Here is a 17,973-nt window from a genome sequence, read left to right on the forward strand (position 1 = left end):
CAACTCAGGAGTAACCCCATGACCATTCTCGTTACCGGCGCGACCGGCAATGTCGGCCGCAACGTAGTCGAACAGCTCGTGAAGCGTGGCGCCCATGTGCGCGCTTTGGTTCGCGATCCCTCCAAGGCCAATTTCGCCGCTGGCGTAGATGTCGTGCAGGGCGACCTGCTCGATGTCGATTCCCTACGCAAGGCCTTCTCCGGCGTCTCCACCCTTTTCCTGCTGAACGCGGTGGTGGCCGACGAATACACCCAGGCGCTGGTAGCGCTGGCCGTTGCCCGCGAGGCCGGCATCGAGCGGATCGTCTACCTGTCGGTGATCCACAGCGACCTCTACGTCAACGTGCCGCATTTTGCGGGCAAGTTCGGCGTCGAGCGGATGATCGAGCAGATGGGGCTCAACGCCACCATCCTGCGGCCCGCCTACTTCATGAACAACGACATCACAATCAAGGACGTGGTGACCGGCTACGGCATCTATCCTATGCCGATAGGAGCCAAGGGCGTCGCCATGATCGACGCGCGGGACATCGGCGAGATCGCCGCGATCGAACTCATCCGCCGCGAGCAGGCCGCCGCGCCGCTCCCGTTCGACCGCATCAACCTGGTCGGCCCCGACACGCTGACCGGCGCGGATGTCGCGGCCATCTGGACGGACGTCCTCGGACGCCAGATCACGTATCCGGGCGACGACACCGCCGGGTTCGAGCAGAACCTGCGGCAGTTCATGCCGAGCTGGATGGCCCTCGACATGCGCCTGATGGCGGAGCGCTTCCTCACGGACGGCATGGTCCCCGATGCCGGCGATGTCGATCGGCTGACCGCGCTGCTGGGCCGGCCGTTGCGCTCCTATCGCGACTATGCGGCCGCAATTGCCGGCTGAGCCCCATTACCGATGACCTTTGTCGGGGAGACACATCATGATTTACTCGACCGCTACCGTTCCGGTGAATCCCGGAGGCGAGACCAGGCTGACCCGCGCAGATATGGCAGGGCCTGGAACTCAAGGCGCGCGACGCCCGCCTGTTCCTGCCGGCAGGCCTCTGCACCCGTTGCGACGTCGTGGAGGAGAGCGCGACCCACTTCGTGCGCGAAGCTATGATCGCCGGTACTGATCTGCGCGAGATCGTGACGCTTGAGCAGGAAGCAAGGTCACCTTCTTCCAGGCGACCGGTGCGCGCGAAGGCGCGGAAATCGCCTTCATAGCTAGTGGTCGGGTCATTCACATCAGTTGCGCCAACGGCAATTGCAACCAGCTGGTGAGCGAGCTGCTTCATAAGCACGGACGAAACGCAAAGCCAGTCCGTCAAAACGCGGGTGTAGATGACGTACTGCTTCACGGCTTTGTCCAGTTCAAGCGTTGTGCCTGACAAGGTGGTGGCCGAAGCATTGTCTAACGTCAACGTTCGTTGTGCTTGACAAGAACCGCAAGATTGAATGGAGGGGCACTGTTTGGTCTGACGGCGAGCCGAGTAGCGACGAGCCTCGCATGGGCCTGGTCCATCCCGCCAAAGTCGAAAGTAGGGTGTTCGTTGCGGGAACGGAAGGTCGACGCTGCGGAAGGGGGCATGGGGGTCTTTCGCGCGAGCGGGTTATCCGATCCCCCGCTCAGAAATTTCTACCAAACATTCCTGACGGTTACGGCCCGAGCATTGTACGGTTCTTACATCCTGTTGATGTCGGTCAGGGAGAGAGTACTGTCGTCTCTTCGGCGTGCCCCTCGGGGATGGTCGGATGAGTGTCGTTCAAATTGTCAGTCCAATACGTCAGGCTATTGCTGCACTCCTGAACGGGGCGGCTCGCGGAGACATTGTCTCGATCAAGGCTGCAATAGAACGAGTCCGCGTGACTGCGCCTAATCTGCGGGCATCTGACGAAGAGCTAACTGAGGCTATCCTTGAGGTAGCTTCCGCCACTGGCCTGTTCGTGTGTTTCGACGGCCGGGAGTAGCTCTCAGCCACGCGCCTCACTAATCCGCCTAACGTTCCCCCCCAGCATTCCAGGAATTTTGCTCATTGTGGCCCCGCGAGAGGGGGCGCGCCGTCCTGCTTGATCTTCGTAACTAGCAGGAACAAATCCGCTCGCGGTGCAGTTCGGTCCTTTTAAGCATGCAGGCCCGAACATGGCTGAAATCGATAAAGCCAAACAGAAGGTTATTGCCGAAGTTGTGCGGCGGTGGATCACTTCAGAGGTAATCCGCAATTACCTTCGCAACCTGCTAAATCTGCCTGTAGAAAGGGGAACTGCCGGCTGAGCAAAGGTATTTGCTGGAGGAACTTGATAGGGCCGACAAAGAGTGACGTATGGCCCCCCACTGGTTCAACCCTCCGGTCCCCGTCAAGACACAGCGTACCGGGATCATTCGCAACGTCAACAACGCCGAGACAGCCGGCGAGGAGCTGATGAAGTGGACCAAGCGTGGCCCTTGCTGGGACCTCGCGGTGCGCGTTTGCATGGCCGTGATATTCGACGAGATGGAACCCGAGGAGGCCCGCAAAGCATTCCTGGCTGCCGCGATGGAGGAGGGGACGTTAATTCCCCCAACGACAAATAGCTAAATTGTTTTGCGGTATAAGGTTCTATGTGTCTCTGACCAACACCGCCTTCCAGAAAGGAGCCCGCCGCCGGTGAGGGACAGGCGACGGACCCCCCTCAGCGGCTGCATCCACGAAGACTCGACCGCTGCAAGTTCTAACCCCGCGAGGGCCTACATCGTTCCCTACAACCTGGGTTGGTCGGCAGGCTTGTGCCGCTCTAAGTTCCCCTTATGGCAACCCATTGGTTCTCCCCTCCGGTTCCTGTGACGACTGACCGTGCCGGTATGACCCGGAACGTGAACAACGTCGAGGCAGCCGGACAGGAGCTGATGAAGTGGACCAAGCGTGGCCCCAAATGGAACCAAGCGGTGCGCGTCTGCATCGCCTGCATTTCCGACGAGATGGAACCTGAGGAGGCACGAAAGGCATTCTTGGCTGCTGCCGAGGAGGAGGGGTGCTGCGCTCGTCTGATTAGGGCCGAATGTGCCAGTTACCCGAGCCCAGTACCCAAACATTCCTGATCCCTAATGCAACCATTCCCTGATCTCCGAGTTGCGCGACAGGCGGGGAAGCTCGGTCGACATGACAAAGCGCGACAAAGCTGGGCATAAGTCCCTTGCAGACGCCGTTCGGGAGTTGATCGGAACCGAAGACAATCGTCGTCATGTACACAAGCTGTTTGGGCCAGTCGAAACAGAGCTGACCCCAACCCTAGCTTCATTACTTGAGGCGATTGGTAAGGCCAGAGACGACGAAACTCCCTAGCCGCTCTAAGTTCAGCCTCATGGCAACCCTCGGCATTGGCGCCGACTTGCTGGAGCTTTTCATGAAGGCCCGCGATGCAGGCTGAGCCGGACGAGGAAGATCAGCGCCCTGACCTACCGTTCCAGGGCGGGCCTCGGGTAAGGCATTTCAAATTTAAAAGGAACGTCGGTTAATACCCCTCGGCGTCAGGCTTGACAGCGGTCCCATGTCGATTGTGAGTGCCGCCTTCCTCCTCTATGCGTGTGATCTCGCTGGCAAGCTCGATCTGCTGACCTCTCTTGATCTTGGACGTGCTGTCCACGATGGAATGCGGGAAGCCGTAGCTCGGAATCGAGACGCTTGCCCGGTCCTCAGTGACCCGCCTACGTATCGTGGCCGTGATCGCAACCAGTGCCCCGCGCCAGACGCTTGAGTCTGGAGCGGACGGCGCCTAGTCAAGATGTTGCTAATATACATCGGCCTGCAAGCTTCGCCGTTGGCGAGGCGGCCCAGCGGCTTGGTTGCGGGGGGGACGGCAGCTAGAGGCCGCTGGGCCTTGACGACCAGCGAGCTTAAGAGGAGGCCCTGTGCTGGCTGGTCAAAACCTTGCGCTTAGGGCAACGGAAAAGCATCATTCGAACGAACACTTTTCGTCAACGAGGAGGGAAGGGAATGCAGTCGGCGGCGCTTACCCATTACATAGCCGGCCCTCAGCAGTGGTGACGACTGACACAGTTCGTGGAGTGGCGAGCGGAATCGTCGCTCAGCAATCACATTCTTCCACGATAGGGAATCCCAGACGCAGTGACCATGGTCTTGGCGTTGTCAAAACCGTGGTGTCAGCCAAAACAATGAAAACGCCGGAGCCTTGAAAATACTGGCTCCCCGGGCCGGACGAAACCGCGAACTATGAGCTGCCGATTCCTCTCAAAACTGCGCCGCAGCCCGCCATCAAGACTCGCGAGCGTGACCGGGAGCGCGCCGAGCGCCTCCGATCAACCGGTGGGCCAAAACCATCTTTGAGGCAACGGGCAGTCGCACTCGCGAAGGAGGGCGTTGTGCGCACACACGATCTCACAGACATCGGCGTTCCCCCTGTTATCTAACCCGGATGTGCGAGGGAGGGGCCGCTAATCAAGGTTCGCTATGGAGTCTAGTGAGCAGCAGACGGGGAGGCGGCATAATTACCTTATGCGCGCCTGTCGGAACAACGTGATTGCGGCAAGGAGCGGACGTTGCCCCGCCTATGCGGCTTGCTCACTCTAGCGTCGGGGCGGTCCGCAGACCGTTGAATCGAAAAATCGCTACGAAGCCCACGGGCAGACCTTAGCCTCCGGCGCTGAGCATTTCGACGATTGTTAAATCCAAAGAATCACCACAGGACGGTGGCCGTCGAGCGAGTTTTTAGCAGCCCATTTCCGCAGCCTCTTAATGTGCAACTTGGGAAGCTGCCGACATCAATTCCTCGGGATTCGGCGCTCTGAAGGTGTTGAGGCCATCCTCCAGAACTTCAGTGAAGTTCCAGCGTACGATGCCCGCCCGGTCGATTAGGAACTGACCGACAAGCTGCGCCTGGCTGGAAGCCATCGCCTGCTGATCGACTTCCGTAATCTCATAACCTTCCTTCTTGTTAAGAAATTCATTCATTGCCATGACGTCCATAGGCTCGGGCAACTCGCCCGGAAGATGGAACGGTATCGCCATGACCGTGTCCATCCCGACCTCGCGCAAGCCGAAAGCACGGTGCGAGGCTCGCTCCGGGTCGGATGCGGCGAGAAGATCGGGTGCCGGGTGGTAACGGAAATAGAGCCGCGCCCGCTCGACCGGCGTATTGACCACAGCCAGGCATTCGACGCCTTTCTCCCGCAGGGCCGGCTTAAGTTGCGCCATCGCCGCGACATGGCGCCGGCAGAACGGACAGTGCAGGCCTCGGAACAAACCGATCAACAACGGGCTACGGCCTCGAAAATCATCGAGCGCGATCTTGCCTTCGCGTGAGATCGCATTGAGCACAACATTCGGTGCGCTGTCGCCCGGCTGCAGCGGGCGGTCAACACTACTCGTAGACATGGACAACCTCCTCGCCGCGATCAGTCAGGGAAAGCAGCACACCCAGCGGAGGCGATCAAGTGCTGGGGGCGAAAGCTTCCTGTGCCAAGGCAATAGCTTTCGACCTCTGCCATATTGCCGAGGTCGAGATTACGCGCGTTGCAAGCCCATCATAACACGAAAAAGCATCTGCGTCGCCAGTCCTGCGATCGGCTTGCGAAGAATAGGCGGGGGCGGGCCAGGCCGCTATTCTGCGCTTGATTTCATCTGTCCTCGATGCTCTGACACGAGATCGAAGCGTAGGGAAAAATCGCACGCCGGCGTGCAAAATCGCGACTTGGCGTAGAAAAGGCGATGGCTCCCCGGGCCGGATTCGAACCAGCGACCAACCGGTTAACAGCCGGTTGCTCTACCACTGAGCTACCGGGGAACAGAGGCTCTCATGTGAGTGGGGCAGCCTATAGCAAACCCGTTTCGGCTTTGCAAAGAAGCATTTCGCATTTTTTCGGTGCTTTTTGGCGTAGGGCTTTCTGGCAATGGCCGGCGAGCGCCCTCATATGAGCTGTCTCTCGCCTGTCAGGGAACGGAAAAGGCCGTTGCGGCTTTCTCCGGCTGATGGTGCTACTGATGCAAACGGATCGACATTTCACATGACGGCAATGAGCGACGAACACCCACCGGCCCGGAAAATCTCGGTCTTCGGCCGCCAGTTCACCATGCCGCGCTCGCGCGGCCTCAGGATTGCGATCGGCGTCGTGCTGATCATCGGCGGCATTCTCGGCTTCCTGCCGATCCTTGGGTTCTGGATGGTGCCGATCGGATTGCTGGTGCTCTCCTACGAATTCGCATTGGTGCGCCGTCACCGGCGCCGTTTCGTCGTCTGGTGGGAGCGGCGGCGGCGGCCGGACTGAGATTGCCCTGCTGACGGGCCGCTAGCCGGAAAATGCCGGAGGACGGCGTGCTCCGCCTATGCATTAGCTTCTGCATTACCGAGGTTGGTCGAAGCAGCTTTCCAGGCGTTCGCAAAGCTCCTTGAGGACGGCGGTAGCCGATGCGAGCCGCGCACGGTCGCGCGGCGGCAGGCTGTTTGCGCCTTCTATGCTGAGGCGGTCGATGGCATAGCGCACAAGCTCTGCAGACTGCGACAATCCGCGCGGAGTGCCATCTTCCGTAGCTGCTCGACGCATGGCGGACCCTCCTATCTGCCCAACGTGGCCGCCGGTATCGGGTTCCTCTCGCCGAGAATCGTGCTTAACGATAAGCTAATATGTTGTTGCTAGTATGGTATTGCGTTGATAAGCAGCGCCTCGATGTCGGAAGAACCGTTGGGAATGCATGGTGGCCGCTTGACGGCATTTTCGCCGCAACCTATTGGAGCCGGGTGGAACGCCGGGAGCAATGAGGCCTCGTGGCGGAGTGGTTACGCAGAGGACTGCAAATCCTTGCACCCCGGTTCGATTCCGGGCGAGGCCTCCAATGCCCGAGCCCCCGCGCGTCAGCGCCAGGGGGCTTCAGTTCCGGTCGAAACAGCCGCGGCCTTCGCGCGGCAAGCGGATGGTTGGAACATGAGCGCTGATTTTGCCGAACGCCGGGTGAAGATGGTCGACGGCCAGATCCGCACCACCGACGTGACCAGCGCGCCGTTGCTCGAGGCGATGCTTATCGTGCCGCGCGAGGCCTTTGTCGGCGCCGGCCAGCGCGATCTCGCCTATATCGATGAGGACATCCGTATTGCCGATACGGCCGATGGCCCGCGCTATCTGATGGAACCGTCGCCATTGGCCAAGCTGATGCAGCTGGCCGATATCGGCCCAAGCGCTTCGGCACTCGATGTCGGCTGCGGCACCGGCTATGCGGCGGCGATCCTGTCGCGGCTGGCAAGGTCCGTGGTCGCGCTGGAAAGCGATCCGGCGCTGGCGGAAACCGCCACTTCGACGCTTGCCGCGCTGGGTTGCGGCAATGTCACGGTGGTCCAGGGGCCGCTGCGGCAAGGCCATGCTGCCAAGGCGCCTTACGACGTGATCCTGTTCGGCGGCTGCGTCGGGGAGGTGCCGGCGGGGATGTTCGACCAACTTGCCGAAGGCGGCCGACTCGTCGCCGTGGAGGGGCAGGGCAATTCGGGCGTAGCCCGGCTTTTTTTTAAGACTGGAGGGGTTGTAACGGGAAGACGCGCATTTAATGCGGCAATTAAGCCACTACCTGGATTTGAACGCATTCCCGCCTTCGAATTCTGAGTGATTTTGCCTTGCAGCGAAGGCGCTGTCATGATCGCTTGCGTTTGAACAATCGTTGCTGATCTGCATAACCGGGTGTTTCTTGGGGGCTTTCAGCGGGGGAACGATAAAAAACGCGGCGCCGGCTGATCAGAGGAGAAGCCAGCGTGGCGCAGTTCCCGTGCAAAACGAATGAGGGAATATAACGTGCCGTCTGTACGCAAGTTGCTTTTTACCGCTGTCCTCGTTTCGGCGACCGCGCTTTCTCCAATGGCCGCCTCGGCCGAAACGATCATCGGGGCCCTTTCAAAGGCCTACCAAAACAATTCCTCGCTCAATTCTTCACGCGCCGGCGTTCGTGTCACCGACGAGGGCGTCGCCATCGCCAAGTCGGGCTGGCGCCCGACCATCACCGGCTCCGCAAGCATCGATTATACCGCCAGCCACAGCAACCGGTTGCACCAAAACATCTCGTTGACCACCGGCAACTTCGGCGTCGAGATCAATCAGACGCTGTTTGACGGTTTTCAGACCAGGAACAATGTGGCGGCCGCGGAATCGCGGGTCAGCGCCTCGGTCGAGAGCCTGCGCAACACCGAAGAGAACATCCTTTTCAACGCGGCAAGTGCCTATATGGACGTCATCCGCGACCGCCAGATCGCGGTGCTGACCGAACAGAATCTGCAATTCCTGACCGAGCAGGCGCGTGCGGCGCGTTCGCGCTTCGAGGTCGGCGAAGGCACGCGCACCGACGTCGCGCAAGCCGATGCTTCGCGCGCCTCCGCGGTGGCGCAGTTGAGCGCCGCCCGCGCGACAGCGCTGGCAAGTGCTGCGACCTATCGCCAGATCGTCGGCGACGAGCCGGGCAGGCTCAGGCCGGCTTCGCCGCTGTCGAAGCTGTTGCCGTCGAGTCTCGATGCAGCGATTGCCATCGCATCGGCCGAACATCCGGCCATCCTCGCCACCGAGCACCTGGTCGACGCGGCGGGGTTTTCGGTGAAGTCGGCAGAAGGCGCGCTGCTGCCTCAGCTCTCGGCGTCGGCGGGTGTTTCGAGCGCCTATCGCGGCACCGCGCCCGGCTCGCTCGCCTCGACACAGGATGGCGTAACCAATTCGGCGAACATCGGCGCGACATTGACGATACCGATCTATTCCGGCGGCCGCACCTCGGCATTGGTTCGCCAATCAAAGGAATCACTTAGCCAGGCCCGTATCGAGGTCGATGTCAGCCGCGACACCGTGCGCCAGGCCGTGACATCGGCATGGACGCAATATACCGCCGCGCAGCAAAGCGTCACGGCCAACCGGCAGGTGGTCGCCGCCGCGCAGCTTGCCTTGAACGGCGTCATCGAGGAGCGCAATGTCGGCCAGCGTACCACGCTCGACGTTCTCAATGCGCAGGCGACCGTCATCACCGCCAAGATCAATCTTGCCAGTGCCGAACGCGACGTGGTGGTGGCAAGCTATGCCATCCTCTCGGCGGTTGGCCATTTGTCGGCAGACCGCCTTGCGCTCAATGTGACGAAGTACAGGCCGGAAGAGCATTACAACGCCGTCAAAGACAAGTGGATCGGCCTGCGCACGCCGGACGGCCGCTGATCGCCAGGCCGTGGTTTCAGCCCGCGCTCGAACGACGCGCGGGCTTCCACTCCCGACCCTAATCTGTTGAAATCCGAGATGTCGCCAGATTGGGGATTCTCGCAGGGCGTTCCGTCGGTTACGCTGTCGCCATGATTCGAATCCGGCATTGCCGGACAGGAAATCTGAGAACGAGTCACAAGGGCGGCGGATGTGACGATGGCGACGGCAAGCAGCGTACAGCGCGAACCTTCCATGGAAGAGATACTGGCTTCCATCAGAAGGATCATCGAGGACAGCGATACCGGCCGCAAGCAGCCGGGCGACGCGGACGAGCTGCGCCAGGATCTGCAACCGGCGCCGGCAGCCGGACGGGCAGCGGAGGGCGATGCGTTCCGTTCCGAACTGCGCGGCGGACTGGAGATCGCCAAGCCGGCCACGCGGGCCGAGGTGCAGCCATCATCCGCGCCCGTCAATGCGTATACGGAAGTGCGTCCCGGCCCGGCAAAAGCGCCGGTCACTCTGGCTGAGGTGAACACCGCTCCCGAACCGCCCGCAAAGCCGGATCGGCCTGCGACGGCCAAGGCTGCCGAGACGACGGACACCATCATTGCCGATTGGCGGCGCGAGATCGCAGCGGTCGGCGACGCGATGGCCAAGCCGGACCGGGCCGAGCCACCCCGGACGCCGGACGCCGGGCCAAAAGCCGAGGTTTTCGAAGACGAGGCGACTGCTGGACCTGCGCCGGAGCCTTCTGAAAATGGGCCGCAGTCTTCGGAAAGCGGCCTGGAACCTTCGAAAATCGGCCCGGGACCTTCGAAAATGGGATTGGCGAGTTCGGCGGCCAGCGAGGCGCCGTACTCTCGGCCGGCGATCCTTTCGGAACATACGGGGCGGCAGGTTGCCGCCGCCTTCGGCGAGCTTTCAGACGCATTTGCCAGCCGCAGCAAGAAGACCTTCGACGAGATGGCCGAGGAGATGCTGCGGCCGATGCTGCAGGACTGGCTGGACAACAACCTGCCGACGCTGGTCGAGCGGCTGGTGCGCGAGGAAATCGAGCGCGTCGCGCGCGGCGCGCAGTAAGTTCAGAAACCAGGACCAAAGGCTGTCTCCAGGCGGCGTCTTTATTGAGTTTGGACGCCACCCCTCCGGTGTCGAAATCGCCGCTGCCCCTCATCCGCCCTGCCGACAGGCGCCATCGGCGAAGCATCCAATCTTCCCCGTTGCGGGGGAGATGCCCGGCAGGGCAGAGGGGGGTGCTGTCCCTCCGGCCTCTCAACGATCGCAGCTACGCCTGCAGGCAATTGAATTTCCGAGATTGGGGAAGACAGACGTCGAAGGTGGCGATCCTTCCCACCCCCCTCTGTCCTGCCGGACATCTCCCCCGCAAGAAGGGAGATCGGATGACGCTTTGGCTTTCGCCAACCACCAATGCTGCAAGGCAGGGCAATGAGGGGCAGTGCAACCTGAAGCGATTGCCTTGCAACGATCACTTCCGCGAGTTGCACCTAACCATCCCAGCGCTATCTATTTGGCCATGCCGCCCTTGCGGTTGACTTGGCAACAACCTTCCGATTTACACCGGACCACAAATTCCGGACAGCGCGGACCGTTTTCCCATGCTCGAAAAGACCTACGACGCCAAAGCCGTCGAGCCGAAGATTGCCAGGATATGGGAAGAGGCCGACGCGTTTCGGGCCGGTGCCGGCGCCGAGGAGGGGGCTGAAGCCTTCACCATCGTCATCCCGCCGCCGAACGTCACCGGCTCGCTGCATATGGGCCATGCGCTCAACAACACGCTACAGGACATTCTGGTGCGCTTCGAGCGCATGCGCGGCAAGAACGTCTTGTGGCAGCCGGGCATGGATCATGCCGGCATCGCCACGCAGATGGTGGTCGAGCGCCAGCTGATGGAAAAGCAGATCCATCGCCGCGACCTGACGCGCGATGAGTTCATCGACAAGGTGTGGGAGTGGAAGGCCGAGTCCGGTGGCGCCATCCTCAACCAGCTGAAGCGGCTCGGGGCCTCGGCCGACTGGAGCCGCGAGCGCTTCACCATGGACGAGGGCCTGTCGAAGGCAGTGCTCGAAGTGTTCGTGACGCTCTACAAGGAAGGGCTGATCTACAAGGACAAGCGCCTTGTGAACTGGGACCCGAAGCTGTTGACCGCCATCTCGGATCTCGAGGTCGAGCAGCAGGAGGTCAACGGCAACCTCTGGCACTTCCGCTATCCGATCGAAGGCATGACCTTCGATCCGGAAAATCCGAAGACCTTCATCACCGTTGCGACGACCCGCCCCGAGACGATGCTGGGCGATACGGCTGTCGCAGTCCACCCCGACGACGAGCGTTTCCGGCATCTCGTCGGCAAGAACCTGATCCTGCCGATCGTCGGCCGCAAGATCCCGGTGGTGGCGGACGAGTATTCCGATCCCGAAAAAGGCAGCGGTGCGGTCAAGATCACACCGGCGCATGACTTCAACGATTTCGAGGTCGGCAAGCGCCACCGGCTGCCGGCGGTCAACATCCTCACCGTCAATGCGGCGGTGAGCCTCAAGGACAATGAGGACTTTCTGGCCGGACTGGAAGTGACGCCGGAGCGCCAGGCCGTCTGGGACGGCCTCGATGGCCTGGACCGTTTCGATGCGCGCAAGAAGATCGTCGAGCTGATGGAGGCGGGCGGCTTTCTCGAAAAGGTCGAGCCGCATCGCCATGCGGTGCCGCACGGCGACCGCGGCGGCGTGCCGATCGAGCCGTTTCTGACCGACCAGTGGTATGTCAATGCGGCGGAACTGGCCAAGCCGGCGATCGCCTCGGTGCGCGAGAGCCGTACCAATTTCGTGCCCAAAAACTGGGAAAAGACCTATTTCGACTGGATGGAGAACATCCAGCCCTGGTGCATTTCGCGCCAGCTCTGGTGGGGCCACCAGATCCCTGCCTGGTACGGGCCGGACGGGCATGTCTTTGTCGAAAAGACCGAGGAAGAAGCGCTCGGTGCCGCCGTCGAATATTATCTGGCGCTGGAAGGGCCGTGGAAGGCCTGGGTCGAGGACAAACTCGAGAATTTCCAGCCTGGCGAGATCCTGACCCGCGACGAGGACGTGCTCGACACATGGTTCTCGTCGGCGCTGTGGCCGTTCTCGACGCTCGGCTGGCCGGACCAGACGCCGGAGCTGGAGACCTATTACCCGACCGACGTGCTGGTCACCGGTTTCGACATCATCTTCTTCTGGGTCGCCCGCATGATGATGATGGGCCTGCATTTCATGGACCAGGAGCCGTTTCATACCGTTTATGTGCATGCGCTGGTTCGCGACAAGAATGGACAGAAGATGTCGAAGTCGAAAGGCAACGTCATCGATCCGCTCGACCTCATCGACGAATATGGCGCCGATGCGCTGCGCTTCACCTTGACGGTGATGGCAGCGCAAGGGCGCGACGTTAAGCTCGATCCGGCCCGCATTGCCGGCTATCGCAATTTCGGCACCAAGCTGTGGAACGCGACGCGCTTCGCCGAGATGAACGAAGTGGCGCGCGACGACGATTTCTGGCTGCAGGACGCCAAGCTGGCGGTCAACCGCTGGATCCTGACGGAGCTGACGCGAGCCGCGCGCGACATAACCGACGGCATCACCTCGTACCGCTTCAACGAGGCGGCGGGTGCTGCCTACCGGTTCGTCTGGAACCAGTTCTGCGACTGGTACCTGGAACTGCTGAAGCCGGTGTTCATGGGCACCGACGAGGCCGCCAAGGCCGAGAGCAGGGCATGCGTCGCCTTCGTGCTGGACGAGATCTACAAGCTGCTGCATCCGATGATGCCGTTCATGACCGAGGAACTGTGGGCCGAAACCGCCGGCGAAGGCAGGCAACGGCCGTCGCTGCTTTGTCATGCGGCTTGGCCGTCGCCCGACTTCGAGGACGAGGAGGCCGCCGCCGATATCAACTGGCTGGTCGATCTCGTCTCCGGCATCCGCTCGGTGCGTTCGGAAATGAACGTGCCGCCGGCAGCGATCGCGCCCCTGATGGTGATCGGTGCCAATGAAACGACCCACCAAAGGCTTGAGCGCCAGGCATCGGCCATCAAGCGGCTGGCGCGGGTCGGCGACATCTCGCTGGTCGATGCGGCGCCCAAGGGCTCCGCCCAGATCGTCGTCAACGAGGCGACCATCTGCCTGCCGCTCGGCAGCCTGATCGACGTTACAGCCGAGGCAGCGCGCCTGCAGAAGGAACTTGCCAAGGTGACCGAGGAAATTGCGCGGCTTTACAAGAAGCTGTCCAACGAGAAATTCGTCGCCAACGCACCGGACGAGGTGGTGGAGGCCGAGCGCGAAAAACTCGCCGAATATCGCGAGGCGCAAGAGAAGCTTTCGGTGGCATTGACGCGGGTGCGCGATGCCGGCTGATCGAACAAATTGGGCCGGCTGATAGAGCAAATTGGGCCGGCTGATCGAGCAGATTCGCCGGGTCACGAATCTGCTTTCCAGATGGGCTTCCTGCCACGAAAACAGGCATTCCGCAGCGTAAATCTTGAGGCAAACTGAATGTTTTTGCCCCATTGTTGCCATAATGTAACAATGGGTGGCTGCGCACGCGAAATGCCCAGTTTTGTCGTGATTTAGGCGATTTTCCCGATTTTTCTCATTGATTTGTACCGAGCCAGCCATTTTCCCGCCTTGTCGAGAAGGCCGACACCTTGTCGGAAATGCGTTCGGCCAGGGTGTACATGTACGCACGGCGAATTCGTTGTTGCGCCATTAACCTGAATTGGTTCTAGCTTGATGGAATGACATTCGGGGAGGAGATTCATGTGTTATTCGCGTCTGAAAGCGCTGCTGGGCGCAGCGGCCTTTTCGCTGGCTTTGGTCGGGACGGCGCACTCCGGAGGCTTTGACCGGGGCGGCGTCAACATCGACCAGCTGTTCGACGCGGCGCCATATTCGTTCGATGCAGGCGTCACCTATGTTTCGCCCCAACGCACGCTCAAAAATGTGCAGCGTCTGGACGGCTCGGGGCTGTCGACGTCGGCGGTGGATGTTGGTGGCGACTATGCGGTGCCGCATGTCGGCATCAAGGCCAACATCTTTGAGCCCGTAGACTGTCTTGCCACCTATACCAGACCGTATGGTGCGGACGCAAATTTCGGCATGAACAACGCCTATTCGCCGACAGCGGTCAAATACTCCGTCGACACAGACGATTTCGGTCTCACCTGCTCTTACAAGGTGAACGTCGGCAAGGGCGCCATACGATTCATTGGCGGTGTCTCCTACCAGCAGGTCGACGCGTTTCTGTCCCGCCAGACACTGCTCGCCTTCGGCAATACCGGCCTCGGCGTCTTCAAGCTGTCCGACGAGGCATGGGGTTGGCGTGCGGGCGCAGCCTATGAGATCCCCGAGATCGCTCTGCGCGCCAGCCTGATGTACTCTTCCAGCTATAGATATGACGGGCTGTCGGGAACGGTCGACACGACCGGCTTCAGGGGCGCCTTTCCAGCGGATCTGGTTCCTGGCTCTACCGGCGTGTACCCAGTCTCGGCGTCGGCCGAGATACCTCAGGCTCTGGAATTCAAGCTGCAGAGCGGTATAGCTCCTGGCTGGCTGGCCTTTGGTTCCATCCGCTGGCAGGAGTGGAGCAAGCTTGGCGTCATTGCCATCAATGGCGTGCGCAGTCCGGTAACCGGTGCTCCCTCGCCCGTTTCATTCGACCTGCTTTATCGCGACGGCTGGACGATCACGGGCGGTATCGGTCACAAGTTCACCGACCAATTGTCGGGCGTGGTTTCGCTGACCTGGGATCGCGGCACCTCGACGACCTCCGGCTATCAGTCGGATACCTGGGCCGTGGCCAGCGGCGTCTCCTATTCGCCGAACGACCAGGTCGAGGTCAGGCTCGGCGGCTCGATCGGTGTGCTGACGAGCGGGTCATCGACTTTCAGCGGTGTCGGCGACGTGGCAAATGCCGTCACCTATACCTACGGCAACGACCTGCTTCTCGCCGGTTCGGCTTCCGTCAAGATCAAGTTCTAACTACAAATTTTTAAACGACAAAACGGCCGGGCACTGCCCGGTCGTTTCGTTCGGTGCGTCATCCGTCATTCGGCCAGCGCAACAATTGCCCCCATGATGTTCGCTCCGATAATTGTGACGTTTCGGCAACAGTTTCTGAACAACCCTCGCGCCACCCGGCCGCCTGGGAACATTGCCCATTTCCCGCCATAAACCCGGCGCACCTCGAACTTGTCTCGGGACACGCGCCAAAAGGCTAGGCGAAGAGACAGGCCGCACCGCCCGCGGCAAGGACGAGTATGGACGCCAGAGCGATCTCCAAGGCCAAGCTGCCAAGCCGTCACGTGACCGTTGGTCCCGAGCGGGCGCCGCATCGCTCCTACCTCTATGCGATGGGGCTGTCGGCGGCCGAGATCGCGCAGCCGCTGGTTGGTGTCGCCAGCTGCTGGAACGAGGCCGCACCTTGCAACATCTCACTGATGCGCCAGGCGCAAGTGGTCAAGAAGGGCGTGGCGGCCGCCAAAGGCACGCCGCGCGAATTCTGCACCATCACCGTCACCGACGGCATCGCCATGGGCCACCAGGGCATGAAGTCGTCGCTGGTGTCACGCGAGGTCATCGCCGATTCAGTCGAGCTTACCATGCGCGGCCATTGCTACGATGCGCTGGTCGGCCTGGCCGGTTGCGACAAGTCGCTGCCCGGCATGATGATGGCTATGGTGCGCCTCAACGTGCCGTCGATCTTCATCTATGGCGGCTCGATCCTGCCCGGCAGCTACCGTGGCCGGCAGATCACCGTGCAGGACGTATTCGAGGCGGTCGGCCAGCATTCGGTCGGCACCATCGGCGACGCCGAACTGCTAGAAATCGAGCAAGCCGCGTGTCCGTCGGCCGGCTCCTGCGGCGCCCAGTTCACCGCCAACACCATGGCCACCGTCGCTGAGGCGATCGGCCTGGCGCTGCCCTATTCCTGCGGCGCGCCGGCACCCTACGAGATGCGCGACCGCTTCAATTTCGCTTCCGGCGAAAAGATCATGGAGTTGATCGCAAGGAACATCCGCCCTCGCGGCATCGTTACTATGAAAGCGTTGGAAAATGCCGCGACCGTGGTCTCGGCCACCGGCGGCTCGACCAACGCGGCGCTGCATCTGCCGGCGATCGCGCACGAAGCCGGGATAAAGTTCGACCTTTTCGACGTGGCCAGGATATTCGAAAAGACACCCTACATCGCCGACCTCAAGCCGGGCGGCAAATACGTCGCCAAGGACATGTTCGAGGCCGGCGGCATTCCGCTCTTGATGAAGACGCTGCTCGACCATGGCTATCTTCATGGCGATTGCCTGACGGTGACCGGCCGCACTTTGGCCGAAAATATGGAACATGTTTCCTGGAATGACAGCCAGGATGTGGTCCGTCCCGCCAACAAGCCGATTACCCAGACCGGCGGGGTCGTGGGCTTGAAGGGTAACCTTGCCCCCGAAGGCGCGATCGTGAAGGTCGCAGGCATGGCGGAACTCAAATTCTCGGGTCCGGCGCGCTGCTTCGATTCGGAAGAGGAATGTTTCGAGGCGGTTACGCGCCGTAACTATAGCGAAGGCGAGGTTCTCGTCATCCGTTACGAGGGTCCGCGCGGCGGCCCGGGCATGCGCGAAATGCTGTCGACGACGGCGGCTCTCTACGGCCAGGGCATGGGCGGCAAGGTGGCGCTCATCACCGACGGGCGTTTTTCTGGCGCGACGCGCGGTTTCTGCATCGGCCATGTCGGGCCGGAAGCGGCCGTCGGTGGCCCGATCGGGCTTCTGAAAGACGGCGACTTGATCTCGATCGATGCGGTGAACGGCACGATCGAGGTTGCATTGTCCAAAGCCGAACTGGCGGCGAGGGCAAAAGCATGGAAGGCGCGCACGACCGACTATCAGTCGGGCGCGATCTGGAAATACGCACAGACGGTCGGATCTGCCCGCGACGGCGCGGTCACCCATCCGGGCGGTGCCAAAGAAACACACTGCTATGCGGACATCTGAGTTGTTGAGGTCGTCTGTCCTTTCGGCACTGGTTGCGCTCGCCACGTTTGGCGCGACCTTAGGCGCCGTCGGCCAGGCCATGGCCTTCGACGACAAGGTGTTCGACGACAAGACCGGCGTGAAGCCGCAGTCGAGCCCGTGGGCGGTGTTCCAGTTCGGCTTTTCCGCTTACAAGAACGGCCATAAGGAGCAGGCCGCGGAAGCCTACAAATATGCCGCCGAGAACGGCCAGATCGGCGCCACCTGGAAGCTTGCGCGCATGTATGCCGAAGGCGATGGCGTGGCGCGAGACGACTACGCGGCATTCAAGTTCTTCAGCGAGATCGTCGACCAGGACGTCGAGCCCGGTTCGCCCGAGGAAAGCTATGTTTCGGACGCGCTGGTGGCGCTTGGCGACTATCTGAGGAAAGGCATTCCCGGCAGCCCCGTCGAGGAGAACGAGGTGGCGGCCCAGGAATATTACATGCGTGCCGCCGCCAACTACCGCAATCCGAACGCCCAGTTCGAGATGGGCCAGATGTTCCTCAAGGGCGAGGGCGGCGTCAAGGCCAGCGTCAAGCAGGCCGGACGCTGGTTCCAGCTGGCGGCCGAAAAGGGCCATGCGGGCGCGCAGGCGACGCTCGGCAACCTGCTTTTCCAAAGCGGCAAGATCGTCCGCGGGCTGGCGATGATGACCGCGGCACTCGAACGAGCCTCACCCGCCGACCAGCCATGGATCCGCGGCATGCAGGAAGAAGCGTTTGCCGCCGCCGGCGAAGCCGACCGTCGCACCGCGATTTCGCTGGCCGACGACATCCTGACCAAGGGTGGCGGCGACCAGTAGG

The 17,973-nt window shown here is 61.5% G+C and carries 13 protein-coding genes, 2 tRNA genes and 1 pseudogene; 14 read left to right on the forward strand and 2 right to left on the reverse strand.

All coding sequences use genetic code 11. The features are described from left to right. Positions 1-18: 18 nt before the first annotated feature. The 5 genes and pseudogenes from NKJ93_RS00110 (at position 19) to NKJ93_RS00130 (ending at position 3,057) form a co-directional block, all read left to right on the forward strand. Positions 19-882: an SDR family oxidoreductase gene (locus NKJ93_RS00110; protein ID WP_352495398.1), complete on the forward strand. Its 864-nt coding sequence runs from the start codon at positions 19-21 to the stop codon at positions 880-882. Positions 883-919: 37 nt separating this feature from the next. Beyond that, a pseudogene (locus NKJ93_RS00115) lies at positions 920-1,195 on the forward strand (AtaL-like protein); the annotation flags it as partial. A gap of 926 nt (positions 1,196-2,121) precedes the next feature. Next, entirely contained in the window at positions 2,122-2,253 is a 132-nt protein-coding gene (locus NKJ93_RS00120) for a hypothetical protein (protein WP_280940424.1), read from the forward strand. Positions 2,254-2,302: 49 nt separating this feature from the next. Next, positions 2,303-2,557 carry a DUF982 domain-containing protein gene (locus NKJ93_RS00125; RefSeq protein WP_023720040.1) on the forward strand — a complete coding sequence of 85 codons (255 nt, stop codon included), beginning with the start codon at positions 2,303-2,305 and terminating at the stop codon, positions 2,555-2,557. A 209-nt stretch (positions 2,558-2,766) separates the two neighbouring features. Continuing rightward, positions 2,767-3,057: a DUF982 domain-containing protein gene (locus NKJ93_RS00130; protein ID WP_023720041.1), complete on the forward strand. Its 291-nt coding sequence runs from the start codon at positions 2,767-2,769 to the stop codon at positions 3,055-3,057. A gap of 1,651 nt (positions 3,058-4,708) precedes the next feature. On the opposite strand, the gene NKJ93_RS00135 is transcribed toward NKJ93_RS00130, so the two are convergent. After that, positions 4,709-5,350, reverse strand: a complete 642-nt coding sequence (locus NKJ93_RS00135; protein WP_023720043.1) for a peroxiredoxin-like family protein — start codon at positions 5,348-5,350, stop codon at positions 4,709-4,711. A gap of 334 nt (positions 5,351-5,684) precedes the next feature. After that, a tRNA-Asn gene (locus NKJ93_RS00140) sits at positions 5,685-5,759 on the reverse strand. 220 nt (positions 5,760-5,979) lie between these two features. Between NKJ93_RS00140 and NKJ93_RS00145 the strand changes: the two genes are divergently transcribed. From NKJ93_RS00145 to NKJ93_RS00185, 9 genes are all read left to right on the forward strand, one after another. Then, positions 5,980-6,240 carry a hypothetical protein gene (locus tag NKJ93_RS00145; RefSeq protein WP_352495397.1) on the forward strand — a complete coding sequence of 87 codons (261 nt, stop codon included), beginning with the start codon at positions 5,980-5,982 and terminating at the stop codon, positions 6,238-6,240. Positions 6,241-6,731: 491 nt separating this feature from the next. After that, positions 6,732-6,805: transfer RNA gene (locus NKJ93_RS00150), tRNA-Cys, on the forward strand. An 89-nt stretch (positions 6,806-6,894) separates the two neighbouring features. Continuing rightward, a complete protein-coding gene (locus NKJ93_RS00155) occupies positions 6,895-7,563 on the forward strand; it encodes a protein-L-isoaspartate O-methyltransferase family protein (RefSeq protein ID WP_352586919.1) in 669 nt (222 codons plus the stop codon). Between the two features lie 186 nt (positions 7,564-7,749). Beyond that, positions 7,750-9,141, forward strand: a complete 1,392-nt coding sequence (locus tag NKJ93_RS00160; protein WP_352495395.1) for a TolC family outer membrane protein — start codon at positions 7,750-7,752, stop codon at positions 9,139-9,141. A 198-nt stretch (positions 9,142-9,339) separates the two neighbouring features. Then, on the forward strand, positions 9,340-10,203 hold the full coding sequence (locus NKJ93_RS00165; RefSeq protein WP_352495394.1) for a DUF2497 domain-containing protein: 864 nt from the start codon (positions 9,340-9,342) through the stop codon (positions 10,201-10,203). Positions 10,204-10,739: 536 nt separating this feature from the next. Then, positions 10,740-13,523, forward strand: coding sequence for a valine--tRNA ligase (locus tag NKJ93_RS00170; protein ID WP_352586922.1), 2,784 nt, complete (start codon positions 10,740-10,742; stop codon positions 13,521-13,523). 402 nt (positions 13,524-13,925) lie between these two features. Further along, positions 13,926-15,146 carry an OmpP1/FadL family transporter gene (locus NKJ93_RS00175; protein WP_352586925.1) on the forward strand — a complete coding sequence of 407 codons (1,221 nt, stop codon included), beginning with the start codon at positions 13,926-13,928 and terminating at the stop codon, positions 15,144-15,146. Between the two features lie 278 nt (positions 15,147-15,424). Continuing rightward, positions 15,425-17,149 (forward strand): dihydroxy-acid dehydratase, encoded by a 1,725-nt coding sequence (ilvD, locus tag NKJ93_RS00180; RefSeq protein ID WP_352495392.1) that lies wholly within the window; start codon positions 15,425-15,427, stop codon positions 17,147-17,149. Then, positions 17,136-17,972 (forward strand): tetratricopeptide repeat protein, encoded by an 837-nt coding sequence (locus NKJ93_RS00185; protein ID WP_023678939.1) that lies wholly within the window; start codon positions 17,136-17,138, stop codon positions 17,970-17,972. The genes ilvD and NKJ93_RS00185 overlap by 14 nt, the downstream gene beginning before the upstream one ends. Position 17,973: the final 1 nt, after the last annotated feature.

It is taken from the genome of Mesorhizobium sp. M0028, from assembly GCF_040323855.1.
Lineage (GTDB): Bacteria > Pseudomonadota > Alphaproteobacteria > Rhizobiales > Rhizobiaceae > Mesorhizobium.